This is a genomic window from Halogeometricum sp. S1BR25-6 (assembly GCF_031624495.1).
Classification (GTDB): domain Archaea; phylum Halobacteriota; class Halobacteria; order Halobacteriales; family Haloferacaceae; genus Halogeometricum; species Halogeometricum salsisoli.
Window position 1 is genome coordinate 1677503 of sequence record NZ_JAMQOP010000001.1, and the last position, 18042, is coordinate 1695544.

Here is an 18042-nt window from a genome sequence, read left to right on the forward strand (position 1 = left end):
GCGACTGGATTTATCCGCGCTCCATCCTACGTCTCGACCATGCCGATGAAGGGAGACGGGACGGCCGAGTACCGAACGATAGACCGGTGGGACGGCGGCGTCGGCTGGCTCGCGTATCCCAACGAAGAGATGCAACGGGCGAGTCACGCCCTCGTCGGCGACGACGGCGGCGTCTGGGTGTTCGACCCGGTGGACGCTCCCGGCCTCGACGACCTGTTCGCGGAGTACGGCGAGGTGTCGGGCGTCGTCGTCGGACTGGACCGCCACACGCGCGACGCCGCCCGGGTGGCGAACCGCCACGACGCGCCCGTCTACGTCGCCGACTGGATGACCGGCGTGGCCGACGACATAAACGCGCCCGTCGAGCGGTTCGGTCGCCGACTGGGCGACTCCGGGTTCGACGCGTTCACCGTCAAGGACTCCTCGCTCCCGCCGTGGCAGGAGGTCGGATTCTACCACGAGGAGTCGGGCACCCTGCTCGTTCCCGAAGCCGTCGGGACGGCGCCGTACTTCCACGCGCCCGGTGAACGCCTCGGCGTCCACCCGATGCTCCGCCCGCTACCGCCGCGCCGTCCCCTCCGCCGCTACGACCCCGAACGCGTCCTCGTCGGCCACGGCGAGGGCGTAATGGACGGCGCCGGCACCGCCCTGCGAGCGGCGCTGGCCGGGGCGCGGAAGAACCTCCCCGCGGCGTACGGGAAGGTCCTCAGAGAGATGCTGTCCTGAACGGTCGCGGGCCGGCGCTCCGCTCTCTTCGTCGCTCCCTTTTCCTCGCGGTCACTTTTTACAACCCGGCGTCGTAGATACCCCGTGGTCCACATCACGCGCGGGTTGCGCGACGCGCTGTTGGAGATGGCGGCCGAGGCAGAGCCAGAACGGGTCTCCGTCGTCCTCGCGTCGACGCCCGCCGAGGAGTTCGAGTCCGAACTCCGGCTTGACCCGGAGACGCCCGTGCTGACGCACTTTTATCTCCCGGAGGCCGGCGGGTCGGTCCGGGCCGTGTTCGGCATGGACCTCGGGACGCCGGCGGGCCGCGGGCGCGCCCGGTTCGTCTCGCACCCGCAGGGACCGGCCGAACCGACGCGCGAGGACGACTTCGCGGCGGCCGTCATCGTCGCCGTCCCGCCGTGGGAGCCCTCGTCGGTGGCCGCGTTCGACCGCTCGCACAAGCGACTCTCGCTCGACGTCGTCGACGCCGACCCGCCGAACGAGTCGCTGGCGAACGAGTGAGTCGGTGGAGGGACGGAAACGGAGCGAGAACGGTAGTCGACCGGGCGGACGCGACGCGGGTCGTCAGCGGTCGAGATACCCCAGGTCGGCGAGTTGCTCGGCGATATCCTCGAACTGCGCCTCCGTGAGTTTGCCCTCCCGCTGGTGCTGGATGACGATGCTCCGCAGGAGGAACCGGACGAGGTCGCTCGTGCTGGAGAAACTCGTGCCTTCGATGGTTGTTTCGACGCGTTCGGCGAGGTCTTTCGGAATCGACACGGTGGTGTACTCCGTCATCGTCGTCCCGTCCGAGGGACTCCGGAAGGATAACAGATGCGGACGCCGCCGTGCGTCCGGCGAGGCCGCCCGCCGGCGCAGATTCGACGCGGATGCTCGAACCGTGCCGTCCGTAGTCGGGGGTTTTTCAACGTGCGACGTCCTACCGAGGGGTGATGGCCGCACGACCACCACCGCAGGGCGGGGACGAACCGGACACGCTCGAGTTCGGCATCGCCGCACTCGCCGAAGACCTCTCGAAGGCGGACGTGTCGTACCCGGTGACCGAGGAGGAACTCGTCCGCCGACTCAACGACGTCGCCGTCCCCTACAACGCCGCCGGCGGGACGGTTCGGCTGAGCGAGGCGCTCGAGTCGGTGCCGCAGTCCCGGTTCGCCAGCAAGGCTGAACTGCTCGACCAACTCCACCCCGTCTTCGAGGAGTACCGGCGCTCGTCGTCGAACAACATCCTCGGCCAACTGCGCGCCATGCTGCCCTTCTAAGCCGTCCTCCCCGCCGCCGCGTCGTCCCTCCGAGAGCGGCCGGACCGGCCAATCCGACCCCTCCGACCGGTCCGACCGCTCAGTCGGACTCCTCGTCTATCTTCCTGAGCGTGTCTCTGTGCAACGTCAGGATGAGGTCCGAGAGGACGCCGAACATGAGCAACTGGACGCCGACGATGATGGCGAACGCGGCGACGACGGCGAGCACCTCGTGGGAGACGCGGACGGTCACCCACTCGACGGCGACGTACGCGGCGATGAGGAATCCGAAGATGGTCGAGACGCCGCCGACGCTCCCGAAGTAGAACAGGGGGTTGTTCGTCTTCGCCCGCCGGTAGAGTTCGAGGAAGATGATTCCCCCATCGCGAATCGGTCTGAGGTTCGTGTCCGACCCGTTGGGCCGCGGCAGGTAAGTGACCGGAACCACCGTCGTCCGGATGTTCCGCTTGACGCACTCGACGGCCATCTCCGTCTCGACGCCGAAGCCGTCGGCGGTGAGCGTCATCCGACCGAACGAGGACCGCGTGAACGCGCGGTAGCCCGAGAGGATGTCCCGGAAGTCGTGCCCGTGGATAGTGGCGAACCCGCCGTTGACGACGCGGTTTCCGAGCCGGTTGAACCGCGTCATCGCGCCGTTCTTCATATCGGCGAAGCGGTCGCCGATGACGTGTTCGTACCCCTCGTCCAACGGCGCGAGCATGTTCTCGGCGTCCTCGGCGCGGTACGTCGCGTCGCCGTCGAGCATCAGGACGTACTCGGCGTCGACGTGGTACTCCATCGCCTCTCTGATGGCCTGTCCCTTGCCCGACCCCGACTGCATGACGACGCGCGCGCCGTGTTCTTGGGCAATGTCGGGGGTGCCGTCCTCGGAACCCCCGTCGATGACGAGGATGTTCTCGAAGCCCTCCCTGTGGAAGTCGTTGACGACGTCGCCGATGGTCTCGGCCTCGTTGAAGGTGGGGACGAGGACGCAGACTTCGGCGTACTCCATTGGACAGAAGAGGGAAAGTGTATTGGTAAAATGCTTCGCATCTTGTTCGCTCGCAGTGTGTTGCATCTATAGGCGGGGCCAACTGTGAGTCGCTGATCCGGTCCACTAATAAGGCTTCGATAAGCTACCGAGCGTGAAATTTGGAGTAGAGAATGTCTGGGAAGATTCCCTACCTCTTCGTCGAATTCAGACAACGATCTATTCCTGATAGATCCTACGTGTATATCGACATCTCACCCGTAGTACCCTTGATTAGCCCATTCTGTATGACCAAATCAGCCGCTATCAGTGTTAAATAGTTGTTTCATTGGATTGAAGACCAGCCGTAAAGTGCGTGCCCTATCGCAATGGGGCAACGTTATCGCGGACCACTCGCCGGAATCGCGGCGAGAAGGTGACGAGTGAGATAAAGAAGGTTATCGCCCCGAGACCAACCAAGAGGACGGTCACGACGTACGAGGGAAGGGGTAGCGTCGTTGACTCAACAGATAGGAGTATTGTCCAAATGACGCCACCCATCACCGCCGCCGCGCCGACCTGCCTCAAGAGTTCGTGGTAGGGAATTGAGAACGAGACGATGTCATCGATATACCGATAGGTGACCCCAAGCGCGAACGCCGACGCAATGAGGCTCCCCACTGCTGCACCGAGCCACCCGAGTTGCCAAACTAGGAGAACGTTTAATCCGATATTCGCGCTGATGAACGCAGCGTTTGAGCGGAATGCGAGTTCGGGACGATTAACGGCTGTCAGCGCGGTGAGCAACTGCTTGAAGTAGCCATTGACGAGCAATGCCGCAACTAAGAGTATGAGTGCAGAATGTCCGGTCGGAAACTCCGGACCGTAGAACAGGAGAATCCGGTCTCCGAGAAGAAGAGTACCGACAAGTCCCGGAATGAGGAAGAGTCCGGTGAACGCAAGTGTGTCAGAGATCAGGCCACCGATCTGGTCAAAGTCACCTTTTGAAGACATTTCACTCATTTCCGGGAAAAAACTTGATGCGACGGCATTTCCGAATGCAAGGAACGAAGCAACGTTCCACGCCGCGTTGTAGATACCAACCAATGCCGATGGGACAAAAAAACCGAGTACAAAAATGTCCATCCAAGTAAATGAGCGTCCTCTTAGAGAGTCAAGCCATGAAAACTGCGCAAACGACAACAGTGATTTGAAATGTTCTCGCGCGGGCGGAACATACGACAGATGGATCTTCATCCCCCCGAGAATAGCCGAGAAAACGATGCCTGCGACGGCGCCAATGAGCATCCCTGTGAGTCCAAAGCCAGCCGCCAGGAGGCCGATTTGAACGGCGCTCTGACCGAACCGCTGGAGCGGTTCTAACGCGCCGGCAAAATGAACCTTATGTTGGCCTTCAAGAACAGTCCGGACGAACGACTGGAGTACTTTTGCCCCGAGGAGTACGAGAATGAGCGCGGTAGCATCAATACCGATGTAACTCGTGAGTTGAGGTGCGACAGCGATCACAATGAGAGCGGTGGCAGCAAAGAATATCGACATACTTACAGCTCCTGCGACGAGGAACGGGGCGCTATCGCCTCTCTCGCTTAGACGTTTTTTGAGCGCGGCGGTCATCCCGAGTTCGCCGCCGAACTCCAGCCAGGCGACGACGACAATTATCAGGGAGTAGGTTCCGAAGACTTCTGGTCCGAGGAGTTGAGTGAAGTAGATGGTCGCAGCGAACCCCAGAAGCGATGCTATGAGGTTGGAAGCATAGTGGAAGAAGGACGTTTGTCCCAACCTCATACTAAAGAGTAATCATTCAGCTGACGAGTCAAGGGTGAGATGTAGGTTTCTTGGTTTCGATAGTTAAGGAAAAAGATGGTTAATCCCTACTAAGAAGTCGTAGTTATTTCTTGACGACTATGTTTTCTATTCGTTAGCGGAACTTAACTCTCCCCGTTCGATTCTCTGGAACTTAGCAGTGAGTTCTCCTGCATAACAACGGTGAGCAGCCCACGGTGGATAAATATTCGCTAGAGGGCGGAAAATTGGCATTAGGAAACGTTCGGGACCGGAAAGCCATACACGAAGTCTGCGCGATTGAAGCACGAATGGGACTTCTGGATCCCATGGCCTTCGATTCTCTGCACAAAATTGTTCTGGGGTAGCGAAACGCCACTCAGAGACGTGGGTATGATCTGTCTTTGCATCTTCACCTAATGGGACGGTAACCTCTAAGATACCTTCGTTCGTGAGAATCCGTGCAGCTTCGTTGAAGAAGTGTTCGGGGTCAGCGATATGCTCGAGGACATGATTTGCTACAATTAGCTGAACTGATGAGTCTTCAAATGGCCACTTCCCTTCAAGATCCGCAACATGGTCTGCAGGCGGCTGTATATCGAGGGTTTCTGTGGCCCGAGGGTCGGGGTTTGTGCCTGCCCCGACATCTACAATGCGCTCGCTCATTTGATGTTCCCATCCTGCTGGAGTTGCTCTCTTGAGATTTCGTCTCGCCCTCCCTCTCCCCAGGGTGTAACAATTTTATTCTCTCTTTGGACCTTAGAGACAATTCCTCGCATTTCGCGGGCGAACCGCTCAAACGAGAATCGATCAGCAAAGTTCTCGATTTCCTCTTCTGTCCATTGTACTCCGTCACGGTCAATCCGATAAAGAGCATCAGAAAGTTCTCCACGAACGTAGGTCACACCTCGTTCTTCTCCGACTAGATACTCGGTGAACCCTTCTCGAACGCCTATCACGGGAGTACCAGATGCTAGAGCTTCTACGGTAGTAATCCCAAAGTCCTCAGCTTCCGCGTTCACAACGAAGCCTTTCGCTCGGCTCATAAGTTGTCGTTTCTCCGATTCAGAGACGTAGCCTACAAATTTCACGTTATCAGGCGCAATTTTTTCAAGACGGCCACGTTCACTCCCATCGCCTGCAACGACAAGAGTTTTATTGGGGTGTTGGCTGAATGCGGTGACAACCTCGTCTATGCGTTTATGCCCATCAAGACGGGACAATGAGAGGTAAATATCGTCCGTTTCTGCGAGCGTACGGGAGTATTTCTCAACATTAACCGCGGGGTAGACAACGCTGATATTTTGCTTGGGAACTCCCCAATAACGGCGAACACGACGAGCAACCACCTCGGAATTAACGACTATTCTATCCGGCTTTTGTGCATAGCTAGAGTATATATGTCGCTCCGCCTTTCGGATTCCTCGAAAGGCGATTTTCTTCGGACCTTCCAGAGGGCCAGATATTTTGGATACCGCTTGTTCCAGTAAGTCGGTTGCATACCTTGATGTGTGATGAATGTAGGCAATCCAAGTTTGGCCGTCGGGTGGTACGTAGGCGAGCGGCTCATTCCCAGATGTAATGACTATCTCAAAGTCTCGAAGGGGAGCAGCCTTTTCCCACAGAAATTGGTAGCCAATCATTTGACCGACTCCACCATGATCTACGAGGCGTTGAAGAACCCCGTCTTTGGAGATAGCCTCCGAGCTAATGTCGTCTGGCCCGATATCCGGATCTTTCGAGCCAACGAACAAAGGGGCGTCGAAGGTTCGAGCGAGATCCCACGCGACGCGTTCGCCGCCACCGTTGCAGTGTTCTCCCCAGTGTGCTATCGCAGTATTTCCAGTATGGTCCATGCGTGTTCTCACATTCGTCTAGCAACGTAAGTAACGGTTACGCTAACGAACACAATCATATAGACAGAGCGAGAACAAATATAGCCGCCCTCATTTTAGAAGGATGACAAGCTGAGCGTGTGGTTTTCTTACGTCGAAAACCAGCCTGGTCAACAACCCTTCCCACACCTGAAGATATATACAGACTCATGCAAAACCAGCCAGACATGCAAGCTGTCGTCCTCGCCGCCGGCAAAGGAACCAGACTCCGACCGCTCACCGAAGACAAACCCAAGGGAATGGTCGAAGTCGACGGTAAACCCATCCTCACGCACTGTTTCGACCAACTCGTCGACCTCGGCGCCGAGAAACTCGTCGTCGTCGTCGGCTACAAAAAAGAAGTCATCATCAGCCACTACGACGACGAATACAGGGGAGTGCCAATCACCTACGCACACCAGCGAGAGCAGAAGGGACTTGCGCACGCCCTCCTGACCGTCGAGGACCACGTCGACGAGGACTTCATGCTGATGCTCGGCGACAACATTTTCAACGCGAACTTACAGGACGTCGTCAAACGACAGCGCGAGGACCGCGCGGACGCGGCATTCCTCGTCGAGGAAGTGCCGTGGGAGGAGGCCTCGCGCTACGGCGTCTGCGTCACGAACGACTACGGGGAGATAATCGAAGTCGTCGAGAAGCCCGACGAACCCGAGTCGAACCTCGTGATGACCGGCTTCTACACGTTCACGCCCGAAATTTTCCACGCCTGCCACCTCGTCCAGCCCTCTAACCGCGGCGAGTACGAGATCAGCGAGGCCGTCGACCTGCTCATCCGGTCGGGCCGGACCATCGACGCCATCGGCATCGACGGCTGGCGGATGGATATCGGCTATCCCGAGGACCGCGACGAGGCCGAGAAGCGGTTACAAGCGGAAGTTGAGGAGGCATAGAGAGACAGACACATACGGAGAGTCAGTAGGAGGGCTACTCGTTCACTTTCTCGACTAGATTCGGGGTTAATACCCCGTACAGGTACCCGAATCCCACAGCAGCAGTAAACACGAATATCGCGACCAACTGCTGTACTTTCGCCGCAGACGGGCGCTTGGCGAGTTCGTACAGTCGGTCGGGAATGTAGGCGGTCAAGAGGTCCTTCAGGTACTCGTTCTTTCCTCCGGAGGCCTGCGGGAGGATGAGGTCCATGACGCGTTTGGAGTAGCCCTGCCAGAACGACCGGAAGACGAGCCACCGGAAGTCGGTCCGGTACTCAAACAGTTTGTGGTGGACGCGGGCGCGCTTGTTGTAGATGACGCGTTTGCCGGTGTTCTCGTAGATGCGGACGCAAACCGGCGCCTCGTGGGCTTGGATGTGCCGGTCACCCTTTCGGCCGGTGTTCTCGTCGTAGCCGCCGGCCTTCAGGAACGCGTCGCGTCTGAACGAGATGTTCGAACCGTACGTGTTGCGCACCTCGTCGAGATGGTTCCCGAAGCCGCGTTCGTCGCAACCGACGAGCCAGTAGAACTCCGAAGGGAAGAAGTCGGGCTTCTCGGCCACCCAGTCAGGGACCACGTTCCCGCCGACGGCGACGGCTTCGGGGTTGTCCTCGTACGTCTCGACGAGTTTCTCGATCCAGTCGGGTTCGGCGGTGGCGTCGTCGTCGATCATGGCAACGACGTCACCCGAGGCGAGTTTCGCTCCCTTCGTTCGACTGTAGGAGATGCCGCGATTCTCGTCGTTGCAGTGGAGGACAACTCCCTCACGGTCGCCGAAGTCCGCTTGCACTCGTGAGAAGACGTCCTCGTTGCCGTCGACGACGAGGACGACTTCGAGGTCGTCGTAGGTCTGTGCGAGGACGCTCTCCACGCACTCGCTGAAGGGGGAATACCGTTCCATCGAGTACGTACAGACGACTACGGAAACCTTCATCTGCGGAGGCTATCTCCGGGCGCCCGATAAACGTTGTCCTTCAACGACCGCGTCAGCGGGTCAGACCCGCCAAAACGTGCATCACAAGGCTTATCAGCATATTCCCAGTCGGTGGAGACGATGAGCGACTCGCAGAGAGAGGATTCGCCCTCCGTAGCGGATTCCCTCCGGAATCACTACCCCAAAGCCGTCCTCGCCGGGATTTTCGCCGTCATGCTGTGGATACGACTCCGCAGTTACGACCGATTCATCGTCGACGGCGAAGTGTTCTTCTCCGGAAACGACGCGTGGTACCACCTCCGACAAGTGAACTACACGGTCAGAAACTGGCCGTTCACGATGCCGTTCGACCCGTGGACCGGATTCCCGTACGGCGTCCTCGCCGGCCAGTTCGGCACGCTGTACGACCAACTGATCGCGACCGCCGCCCTGATTCTCGGTCTCGGCGACCCCTCGCAGATGCTCGTCGGCAAGACGCTGTTGGTCGCCCCCGCCGTGTTCGGCGCCCTCACCGTTATCCCGACGTACCTCATCGGAAAGCGCCTCGGCGGGCGCATCGGCGGTCTGTTCGGCGCTATCGTCCTCATGCTCCTGCCGGGCACGTTCCTCCGTCGTGGCCTCGTCGGCTTCGCCGACCACAACGTCGCCGAACCGCTGTTCATGGCGTTGGCCGTCTTCGCGATGATGGTCGCGCTCACGGTCGCGGCACGGGAACGACCGATCTGGGAACTGGTCGCCCAACGTGACACGGGAGCGCTCCGTCGTCCGACCGTCTGGTCGGTCGTCGCCGGACTTGCCGTCGCGGCGTACATGGCCGTCTGGCCGCCGGGTATCCTCCTCGTCGGTATCGTCGGCGTCTACTTCGTCCTCCAGATGGTCAACGACTCCCTGCACGGCGAATCCCCGGAACACGTCGCCTACGTCGCCGCGGTCTCGATGGCGGTCACGACCGTTATCATGGTCGCACTCATCGAGGAACCCGGATTCGGCGTGACCGGGTTCTCGCTGCTACAGCCGCTTCTCTCGCTCGGCGTCGGCGCCGGCGCGGTCGTGCTCGCGGCCCTCGCCCGGGCGATGGAGGGACGCGACGTCGACGAGTCGCTCTACCCCGCTGCAGTCGGTGGCTTGATTCTCGTCTCCGTCGGACTGTTCGCGATCGTCCTTCCGTCTGTGTTCGACAGCATCGCACACAACCTCCTTCGAACCGTCGGTTTCAGCGCCGGCGCGGAAACGCGCACCATCGGCGAGGCGCAACCGTTCCTCGCCGGGTCGGTGACAGGCGCGAACGCCGTCATCCTGGAGTACGGGTTCACCTTCTTCACCGGCCTCCTCGCCATCATCTGGCTGACGGTCAAACCCCTCGTCCGCGACGGGAGTTCACGGAAGATCGGATACGTCGTCGGCGCGCTCGCCGTCATCGGTCTCATCCTCCTGGTGCCGGCTCTCACCGGTCTCATCGGGAACGCCATCGGAATCGCGCCCTCGCTGATCGGTCTGTTCATCGTCACGGCGCTTATCGTCGGGGCTATCCTGCAGGCGCGCTACGAACCCGAGCGACTGTTCGTCCTCGTCTGGCTGGCGTTCATCACCGCGGCGGCGTTCACACAGGTGCGTTTCAACTACTACCTCGCCGTCGGCGTCGCCGTCGCCAACGCCTACCTCATCGGCGAACTCGTCGGGTCGAGCTACCTCGGCCTCCGGTCGGTCGAGCGCGTGAACGACGTTTCGGGCTATCAGGTTCTCGCCGTCGTCGCGGCGATTCTGCTCATCCTCGCGCCCGCGCTCGTCGTCCCGATATCGGTGAGCACCGCGTCGGGCGGTAGCGCGAGCACGAGCACCGCGTGGCAGGTGGGCAACTCCACCTCTCCGGGAGAAGTGCTCGTCTGGGAGGAATCGCTGGAGTGGATGAACCAGTCGACGCCCGCCGAGGGCAACTTCGGCGGCGCGGGTAACGCCGACCAACTCCAACTGTACGAGTCCTACGAGTACACGGAAGACTTCGACTACCCCGAGGGCGCCTACGGCGTGATGTCGTGGTGGGACTACGGCCACTGGATCACCGTCGAAGGCGAGCGCATCCCGAACGCCAACCCGTTCCAGCAGGGGGCGACGACGGCGGCGAACTTCCTGCTCGCTCCCAACGAGAGCCAGGCGCGGGACGTCCTCGCCTCGCAGAGCACCGAGGGCGAGCAGACCCGCTACGTGATGGTCGACTGGAAGATGGTCACGCCGGGGTCGAAGTTCAGCGCTCCCACCGTCTTCTACGACGCCGAGAACATCTCGCAGGACGACTTCTTCGCGACGCGCGTCTACCGCTTCGGCAGCGACGGCTCGTACGCCGGCCAGAACTTCCTGGTCCGCGACCAGCGCTACTACGATAGCCTGATGACCCGCCTGTACTACTACCACGGGAGTTCGCAGTCGGCGGCGCCGGTCGTCCTCGACTGGGAGCCCCGGTCGGTGCAGACGGGAAGCGGTACCGCCTCGGTCCCCGGTAATCCCTCCGGGAACGCGTCGCTCGTCCGCCAGTTCGACAACATGAGCGCGGCGCGACAGTTCGTCGAGCGCGACGGGACCGCTCAAGTCGGCGGTATCGGCGGCTATCCCGAGGAGGACGTGCCGGCCCTGCAGCACTATCGGCTCGTCCACGCGACGCAGACGTCGGCGCTGACCTCGTCGAACACCTACCTGCAACTGGCCGTCGGTGACGCCCGAGCGGCCGGGTTCAACGTTCGGCAGATCAGCGACCTCCAACCCGTCCTCCCGCGCGACAGTTCGTGGGTCAAGACGTTCGAACGCGTCCCAGGCGCGACGGTGCAGGGAAGCGGCGCGCCCGCCGACAGCACCGTCACCGCGAGCGTGCGGATGCAGATGGCCGGGTCGAACAGCACGTTCACCTACACGCAGGAGGCCCAGACTGACCAGAACGGCGAGTTCACCATGACGCTGCCGTACTCGACGACGGGCTACGACGAGTACGGCCCCGAGAACGGGTACACGGACGTCAACGTCCGGGCGGCCGGACCCTACACCATATCCACCGGCGCGAGCGTCAACGAGAGCGGCTACGTCGTGCGCGAGAGCGCGAACCTCTCGGTGCCGGAGGGACAGGTGAACGGCGCCCAGAACGACACGCTCACGGTCGAACTGGAGCGGAGCGCACAGCAACTGCAGACGCAGACGTCGAACAGTTCGTCGGGCGCTTCGGGCAACGCCTCGGCCTCGGGCGCGTCCGAGACGGCGACCGAGTCGGGCGACTCGTCCGAATCGAGCGACACGTCGTCCGACACCGCCGGTACGCCGACGGCATCAGGTGCAGTGGAGTCCCCGTCGCTCGTCGCCCCGGACTCGACGTTCGCGGCGAAGTCGTCGGTATAGGTTCGAGAATCGACGCGGTCTTTCTCTTCGAGTTCGCTGCCGCATTTCCAGTCGGAGAGCGACGGCTACGGCGGAGCGGAACGGAAGAGAGAAACGACGAATCGGAGAGAAGGGATACGAGAGGAATCGGAGAGGGGACCGATGCGCGCCGGCCTCAGACGAGCGACTCGTAAACGATGTCGTCGCGGCGCGTGACGATGCTGCGGCCGTCGACCACTATCGGGTCGTTCATCGCGTCGAACTCGTCGTAGAGGGCGGCGAACTCGTCCCAGTCGGTGACGACGAGAGCGGCGTCCGCACCGTCGAGGGCGGCGGCCGCGGAGTCGGCGTAGTCGATGTCGGGGAACCGCTCCCGGAAGTTCTCGGTCGCGACGGGGTCGTAGCCGACCACGTCCGCGCCGGCGTCGAGGAGGGCGTCGATGAGCGGAATCGCGCGAGAGTTGCGCACGTCGTCGGTGCCGGGTTTGAACGCGAGGCCGAGGACGGCGACGCGCGCGCCCGACGGGTCGACGTGGTCGCGGAGGATGTCGAGCATCCGGACGGGTTGGCGGTCGTTCACCGCGACGGCGGCCTCCAGCATCGCCGGTTCGTAACCCACGTCGCGCGCGGCGGCGATGATGGCGGCGACGTCCTTCGGGAAGCAACTGCCGCCCCACCCGACGCCCGCGCCGAGGAACTCCGAACCGATGCGGGAGTCGAGACCGATGGCGTCTAGTACCTCCGAGGAGTCGACGCCGTACTCCTTGCAGATGTTCGCGAGGTCGTTCACGAGCGATATCTTCGCCGCGAGGAACGCGTTGTTGGCGTACTTTATCATCTCGGCCTCGCGGATGCCCGTCTCGACGACGGCGGCGTCGGAGGCCTGTTCGACGAGGGGGTCGAACACGGCGCGGAGCGTCTCGGCCGCGCGGTCGGTGTGCGACCCGAGGACGACTTTGTCGGGGTCGAGGAAGTCCTCGACGGCGCTGCCCTCGCGCAGGAACTCGGGATTCATGCCCACGTCGAACTCCTCGCCGACCGTCTTCCCCGACGCCTCTTCGAGGACGGGCGCGATGACCTCCTCCGTCGTCGTCGGGACGACCGTGCTCTTCGTGACGACGAGGTGGTAGTCGTCCTTCTCTGCCAGCGTCGCTCCGAGCGACTCCGCCGCGGCCTCCATGATGGAGAGGTCGATGTGGCCGTCGTCGGTGGAGGGCGTCGACAGGGCGAGGAACGTCGCGTCGGTGTCGAGGACCGCCTCGTAGTCCGTCGTCGCGCGGAGTCGGTCGCCGGCGTGCTCCTCGATGAGGTCGTCGAGGCCGGGTTCGTGGATGGGCGACTCGCCGCTGTTCAGCGTCGCCACGACGTCCTCGTCGATGTCGACGTTGACCACCTCGTGTCCGACCTCGGCGAAGCAGGCCGCGATGGTTGTCCCGACGTAGCCGCTGCCGATGATGCTCAGTCTCATTGTCGGATTTCACTCGTCGTGCGCGCTTCAACGTTCTCCTCCGTCCCGAGAACTGACACCGGACGGCGTCGAGTCGCACCGACTCCGGGCGAGTCGCACGCGTCCGCGGAGAACGAAACAAGGGAATACCCCCGTGACGAACGGGAGAGCATGTCGAAGGCTTCCGACGACGCGAGGGGGGCGGTCACCGCCTCGTGGTTCGTCGTATTCCTCAAAGGCGTCTGCATGGGCGCCGCCGACGCCGTCCCCGGCGTCTCCGGCGGCACCATCGCGCTCGTCACCGGAGTCTACGAGCGCCTCATCGCGGCCGTCACGGCCGTCTCACCCGGTCGAATCGTCGACGTCCTCGGCGGCGTCACCCCCGGCGGTCGCGCCGACGCCGTCGCGGCCCTCCGCGAGATGGACGTCCGCTTTCTCCTCGCCCTCGGCGCCGGAATCGCCGCCGCCGTCGTCAGCATCACCCGCGTCGTCCACGTGGGCATCACCGACTTTCCCGTCCCGACGTTCGGGTTCTTCTTCGGTCTCATCGCCGCCTCGGCGTGGGTGCTGTTCTCCGAAGTCGAGGTGGACACCCCCGGACGCATCGGGGCCGCCGTCGCCGGGTTCGTCTTCGCGTTCGTCGTCTCCGGACAGGCCGCCTCGTCGCTGGGAACGAGCGCCCCGGTCACGTTCGTCGCGGGCGCCATCGCCATCAGCGCGATGATACTCCCCGGCATCTCCGGGTCGCTCTTGCTCATCCTCCTCGGGCAGTACGAGTACATGACGGGGACGCTGAAGGCGTTCGTCGACGGTCTCATCGGACTCGTTCTCGGCGGACCGGTCGCCCCCGTCGTCGAGAGCGGCGTCGTCGTCACCGCGTTCATGCTCGGCGCCCTCGTCGGCCTGTTCACCGTCGCGCACGCGGTCCGCTGGGCGCTCGAACACTACCGCGAACCGACGCTCGCCTTCCTCGTCGCCCTCATCGTCGGCGCCCTCCGCGCCCCGGTGGAGAGCACGGCGAACCAACTCGCGGAACTCGGCCGCACGTGGACGACGGAGGGGTACGTTGTCTTCGCCGTCGCGGCCGTCTTCGGCGCCGTCGCCGTCCTCCTCGTGGACCGCTACGCCGGACTGGCGGAGATAGACGACGAGGAGCCGGAAACAGAGGACGCCGCGGCCCGCAGCGTCGACTGAACGGCGGGCGCGACGCTCCGGGCGACGAATCGAGCGAAGAGCAGTCGAACTCGGACCGGCGGCTCCGATCCGCGAGTCGCAGTTACTCTCGGGAGACCGAGATGTTGAACACGGCGTCGCTGCCGCACTCCTCGCACGTCGTGATTCCCGTTCCCGAGATGCGCGCGTCGCAGTCGCGGCACTCGTAGTAGCCCTCCGCGGGAGAGTACGGGTCGACTTCCGCGTGGTTCATTACCATGTGAGTTGGTATCACAACTTTGGCTAAAAAAGTTGTGCTAGTACATCCTATGTCGCAATAGAGTCCTAGAACCTACTAGTACTTCTCCGAAACAATCGACGTTCGTCAGTATCGAGGCGCAGACGACCTCGAACGTTCACCGCCGCCGCGCGACGCAGACGAACGTCTCGCCCCGCGTCGTCGCCGAGACGACGTCGAACCCGTTCGCCTCGACGGCGGCGACGCAGTCGCCGAGTCCGAATCGTTCGTCCATCGGCGGGCCGTCCGCGCCGTCGCCCGCTTTCGACCAGTCGACGGTGACGAGTCGGCCGCCGGGGCGAATCGCGCGCGCGAGTTCCGCGAACGCCTCCTCGCTCGCGAACTCGTGGTAGACCATCGTCGAGAACGCCGCGTCGAGTTCGCCGTCTTCGAAGGGAAGCGACGCCACGTCGGCGGTCACGAACTCGACGTTGTCGGGCGCGCCCTTCTCCCGATAGAACTCGTGCATCTCCGCCTGCACGTCGACGGCGTGGCAGACGCCGACGTGCGGGGCCACGTCGTCGGTGTAAAAGCCCGTCCCGCTTCCCAAATCGGCCACGACGGCGTCCGGGTCCGGGTCGAGCAACGAGAGCAGTTCCTCCCGCGAGCAGTAGCGGTAGCGCCCCTCGTCGTTAAGGGCGTCGGCGCGTTCGACGTCGAACGTGTGGAATCCCATACCGAGCGTTCGCGCGAGTGCTCAAAACGGCGGCGGTCGCGACGGGTCCGGTCTCCCTCGCTTCGTTCCTCCTCCTTCGCCGCGTGGCCGCCGCGGGAGCAAGCTTAATTTCCCCGGCGACGACACTCCCGTACTAATGACCGAACCGACACTCCGCACGCCGACGGAGCGGACCTGCGAGCGGTGCGGCCGAGTCGAGCGATGGGACGGCGTCGAGACAACGTGGACGGTGGCCGAAGAAGACGGCAAAAAGCGGGTCGGAAGCCGCTACTGCATCCACGAGTGGGACATCAACGGCACGTTCGCGCCGTTCGAGGACGACGGCGCCGACGGGGCGGAAGTCTGAGTCGGGGGGCGGTCACTCCAGAATCCGGCTCAGCAGCGAGAGCGTCCCGTCCATGTACGACTCCTCCAGCACCTCGTCGGCGGCCGAGCGCGCCGCCTCGTCGGCGTTGGCAACGGCGAACGAGCGGCCGGCGACGCCGAACGTCGACGCGTCGTTGACGCTGTCGCCGACGGCGACGAATGCCTCGGGGTCCATCCCCAGCGTCTCGCAGAGGCGCTCGAAGCCGACGCCCTTCTCGACGCCCGGCGTCTTGACGTGGTAGGCGTAGCCGGTGTCGATGACCTCCATCTCGTGCTCCTCCGCCACCGCGCGGAGCAACGCCTCGTCGGCCGTCCGCTCGACGGCTATCTCCGTCTCCCGCCAGTAGTTGATGTCGTCGAACGACCCCCAGCCGAGGTCGCCGCCGCGTTCGGCGAACTCGTCCGCGACGGCCTGCGCGCGCGCTCTATCGCCGGTGTACGTCACCTCGCCGTCCGCGAGGACGACCCCGCCGTTCTCCGCGACGACGTTCTTCTCGATGCCGAGGTAGTGACAGAGGCTCACGGGGTAGGGGAACGCCTTCCCGGTGGCGAGCACGACCGGCGCCTCCCACGCCGAGAGCGCGTCGCACGCCCGCGGGTCGAGGCGGCCGGGTTCGTCGGTGAGCGTCCCGTCGATGTCGAGGACCAGCGGCGGCGCGTCGGTGTCCATGGTATGGCCGCGGTTCGGCGCACGCCGGCAAAGAGTCACCGCTCGGGGTGAGTGCCGCCGGCGTCCGCCGAGCCGAGGCGCTCGAAGACGAGCGTGGGGAAGTTGGGCTCCGGACGCGTGGGGGGGCGGCCGGGGCCGTCGCCGTCGGCAGCCGTCTCCACCCGGCGGACGAGTCCGGACTCCGCGAGTTCGTAGAGGACGCGCTTGACCGTCGCCGCCGAGAGGTTCACGGAGGAGTCCGCGGCGACGGCGTCCGCCGCAACGGTTACCGACGAGCGGTCGGCCGAGTTCAGCGACACGAGCGACGCGAGAACCCGTCGGCGACTCGCCGAGAGCGCGAACACCCGACCGAGCGAACAGCAGTCCGCCGGCACCGCGTCACACCCCGCGTCGACGTGCGAGGCGTCGATACGGGCGGCGCCGTCGTCGACGGCGGCGGCCGCCGCGCCGAACAGGGCCGCGAGGCCGTCGTGCGCGTCGCCGTCGGCCCACGCGGCCACCTCGCTCACCGTCTCGTGGCCGAGGGCGTCGCGCGCGAGGCCGTCGGATACGCGTTCGGTCAGCATGTCGACGAGGGCGTGCCGTTCGTACGCCGGTATCTCGGCCGTCGCGTCGGCGACGTCCGTCTCCGGGCCGGGAGCACCGCGGCCGACGGCGACGTACGAGAGCGCGTCGGCCACCGGGTCGAATGCGGCGTCCACGGCCGCGAGGTCCGGCGTGCCGGGTTCGCCGACGTGGTCGACGGCGACCACCAGTCGGCGCGAACGGTCGAGTTCCGCGCGGAGTCGGTCGCGGAGGGCCGCGGTGCCGACGCCCTGTTCGGGCACCGAATCGTCGACGACGGCCGCGAGGACGGCCCGAAGGAGGGCGAACTCCGTCGGCGCGACGCGCGCGTCGACGAACGCGAACCGGGTGACCGCCGGCGCGGCCGCCCGCGTGGTCGTCCGGATGGCGCCTCGGCGACCCGGCGTTGTCGCCGCGAGGTGAGCGAACAGCGCGGAGACGACAGCCGACTTGCCCGCCCCTTTCGGTCCGTGAACGTAGAGGTCCTCGGGTAGGCGACCGTCGAACGCCGGGTCCAGTCGGTCGAGCAGGCGTTCGAGCGTCGGTCCGCGACCGACGGGTTCGTCGAGGTGGTGCGTGGGGTCCAGCGCAGACAGGTCCCGGATGGGGTGGCGGGAGCCGTCTCCGCGGCGTCGGCGTCTGTCGATTCTGTCGGTGAGTCGCATGGCGTCCTCCGGGAGTCGTTACTTCGTTCTCCGAGGACCGATAAAAACACCCGGTCTCGGCGCGCTCGACGAACGGGTTTCTTTCGCGCTCTCGCGCCGTCTGACCGACGGCGGTTCGGCGTCACTCTCGCCTCGGGGAACACGTGGCAACCACCAGTAACTATTATAATCGTTCGTGCTCGTGTCGCCGAGGCACGGCGCCGTACCGGGGGAAATATGCTGTTTCAGGAACTCTCCACCTGACGAATGCGCACGAACGTTACTCCGGACCCGATAGCGGAATAATTTACGCTCGGCCCCGGATGAGAGGTAAAATAAAGTACGGGCGGTCCCACCACTCGAA

18 protein-coding genes are annotated in these 18042 nt (G+C 63.6%); 7 read left to right on the forward strand and 11 right to left on the reverse strand.

The features are described 5' to 3' along the window. Window positions 1–39 precede the first annotated feature (39 nt). The gene (locus tag NDI76_RS08790) at window positions 40–726 is read left to right on the forward strand and encodes a DUF4336 domain-containing protein (RefSeq protein WP_310923629.1); all 687 of its coding nucleotides are present in this window, start codon (window positions 40–42) and stop codon (window positions 724–726) included. A gap of 84 nt (window positions 727–810) precedes the next feature. Beyond that, on the forward strand, window positions 811–1230 hold the full coding sequence (locus NDI76_RS08795; RefSeq protein ID WP_310923630.1) for a JAB/MPN domain protein-containing protein: 420 nt from the start codon (window positions 811–813) through the stop codon (window positions 1228–1230). Window positions 1231–1293: 63 nt separating this feature from the next. Here NDI76_RS08795 and NDI76_RS08800 read toward each other — a convergent pair whose 3' ends face one another. Beyond that, on the reverse strand, window positions 1294–1506 hold the full coding sequence (locus NDI76_RS08800; protein WP_008389796.1) for a ribbon-helix-helix domain-containing protein: 213 nt from the start codon (window positions 1504–1506) through the stop codon (window positions 1294–1296). A gap of 155 nt (window positions 1507–1661) precedes the next feature. Here NDI76_RS08800 and NDI76_RS08805 point away from each other — a divergent pair, with 155 nt between their 5' ends. Continuing rightward, a complete protein-coding gene (locus NDI76_RS08805; RefSeq protein ID WP_310923632.1) occupies window positions 1662–1988 on the forward strand; it encodes a DUF5789 family protein in 327 nt (108 codons plus the stop codon). A gap of 79 nt (window positions 1989–2067) precedes the next feature. On the opposite strand, the gene aglJ is transcribed toward NDI76_RS08805, so the two are convergent. The 4 genes from aglJ to NDI76_RS08820 form a co-directional block, all read right to left on the reverse strand. After that, window positions 2068–2979 carry an S-layer glycoprotein N-glycosyltransferase AglJ gene (gene aglJ / locus NDI76_RS08810; protein ID WP_310923633.1) on the reverse strand — a complete coding sequence of 304 codons (912 nt, stop codon included), beginning with the start codon at window positions 2977–2979 and terminating at the stop codon, window positions 2068–2070. 339 nt (window positions 2980–3318) lie between these two features. Then, complete coding sequence (locus NDI76_RS08815; protein WP_310923634.1) at window positions 3319–4743, reverse strand: oligosaccharide flippase family protein; 1425 nt, start codon at window positions 4741–4743, stop codon at window positions 3319–3321. 126 nt (window positions 4744–4869) lie between these two features. Further along, window positions 4870–5406 carry a methyltransferase domain-containing protein gene (locus NDI76_RS22595; RefSeq protein ID WP_425498338.1) on the reverse strand — a complete coding sequence of 179 codons (537 nt, stop codon included), beginning with the start codon at window positions 5404–5406 and terminating at the stop codon, window positions 4870–4872. Beyond that, window positions 5403–6596 carry a glycosyltransferase gene (locus tag NDI76_RS08820; protein ID WP_310923635.1) on the reverse strand — a complete coding sequence of 398 codons (1194 nt, stop codon included), beginning with the start codon at window positions 6594–6596 and terminating at the stop codon, window positions 5403–5405. The genes NDI76_RS22595 and NDI76_RS08820 overlap by 4 nt, the downstream gene beginning before the upstream one ends. Before the next feature lie 206 nt (window positions 6597–6802). On the opposite strand from NDI76_RS08820, the gene aglF reads away from it, so the two are divergent. After that, window positions 6803–7528, forward strand: a complete 726-nt coding sequence (gene aglF, locus NDI76_RS08825) for a UTP--glucose-1-phosphate uridylyltransferase AglF (RefSeq protein WP_310923636.1) — start codon at window positions 6803–6805, stop codon at window positions 7526–7528. Between the two features lie 34 nt (window positions 7529–7562). Here aglF and aglG read toward each other — a convergent pair whose 3' ends face one another. Then, on the reverse strand, window positions 7563–8504 hold the full coding sequence (gene aglG, locus NDI76_RS08830; protein ID WP_310923637.1) for a glucosyl-dolichyl phosphate glucuronosyltransferase: 942 nt from the start codon (window positions 8502–8504) through the stop codon (window positions 7563–7565). A gap of 120 nt (window positions 8505–8624) precedes the next feature. On the opposite strand from aglG, the gene NDI76_RS08835 reads away from it, so the two are divergent. Then, window positions 8625–11882 (forward strand): oligosaccharyl transferase, archaeosortase A system-associated, encoded by a 3258-nt coding sequence (locus tag NDI76_RS08835; protein ID WP_310923638.1) that lies wholly within the window; start codon window positions 8625–8627, stop codon window positions 11880–11882. Window positions 11883–12036: 154 nt separating this feature from the next. Here the strand turns inward: NDI76_RS08835 and aglM are convergent, their stop codons facing one another. Then, on the reverse strand, window positions 12037–13329 hold the full coding sequence (gene aglM / locus NDI76_RS08840; RefSeq protein ID WP_310923639.1) for a UDP-glucose 6-dehydrogenase AglM: 1293 nt from the start codon (window positions 13327–13329) through the stop codon (window positions 12037–12039). 150 nt (window positions 13330–13479) lie between these two features. Between aglM and NDI76_RS08845 the strand changes: the two genes are divergently transcribed. Then, complete coding sequence (locus NDI76_RS08845) at window positions 13480–14502, forward strand: DUF368 domain-containing protein (RefSeq protein ID WP_310923640.1); 1023 nt, start codon at window positions 13480–13482, stop codon at window positions 14500–14502. Between the two features lie 82 nt (window positions 14503–14584). On the opposite strand, the gene NDI76_RS08850 is transcribed toward NDI76_RS08845, so the two are convergent. Beyond that, window positions 14585–14740, reverse strand: a complete 156-nt coding sequence (locus NDI76_RS08850) for a rubrerythrin-like domain-containing protein (protein WP_310923641.1) — start codon at window positions 14738–14740, stop codon at window positions 14585–14587. Between the two features lie 136 nt (window positions 14741–14876). Further along, on the reverse strand, window positions 14877–15434 hold the full coding sequence (locus NDI76_RS08855; RefSeq protein WP_310923642.1) for a class I SAM-dependent methyltransferase: 558 nt from the start codon (window positions 15432–15434) through the stop codon (window positions 14877–14879). 136 nt (window positions 15435–15570) lie between these two features. On the opposite strand from NDI76_RS08855, the gene NDI76_RS08860 reads away from it, so the two are divergent. Then, window positions 15571–15780 (forward strand): HEWD family protein, encoded by a 210-nt coding sequence (locus NDI76_RS08860; RefSeq protein WP_310923643.1) that lies wholly within the window; start codon window positions 15571–15573, stop codon window positions 15778–15780. A gap of 12 nt (window positions 15781–15792) precedes the next feature. Here NDI76_RS08860 and NDI76_RS08865 read toward each other — a convergent pair whose 3' ends face one another. Together NDI76_RS08865 and NDI76_RS08870 are read right to left on the reverse strand one after the other, a co-directional pair. Beyond that, window positions 15793–16470 carry a phosphoglycolate phosphatase gene (locus NDI76_RS08865; RefSeq protein ID WP_310923644.1) on the reverse strand — a complete coding sequence of 226 codons (678 nt, stop codon included), beginning with the start codon at window positions 16468–16470 and terminating at the stop codon, window positions 15793–15795. Window positions 16471–16505: 35 nt separating this feature from the next. Next, window positions 16506–17699 carry an AAA family ATPase gene (locus NDI76_RS08870; protein WP_310923645.1) on the reverse strand — a complete coding sequence of 398 codons (1194 nt, stop codon included), beginning with the start codon at window positions 17697–17699 and terminating at the stop codon, window positions 16506–16508. Window positions 17700–18042 lie beyond the last annotated feature (343 nt).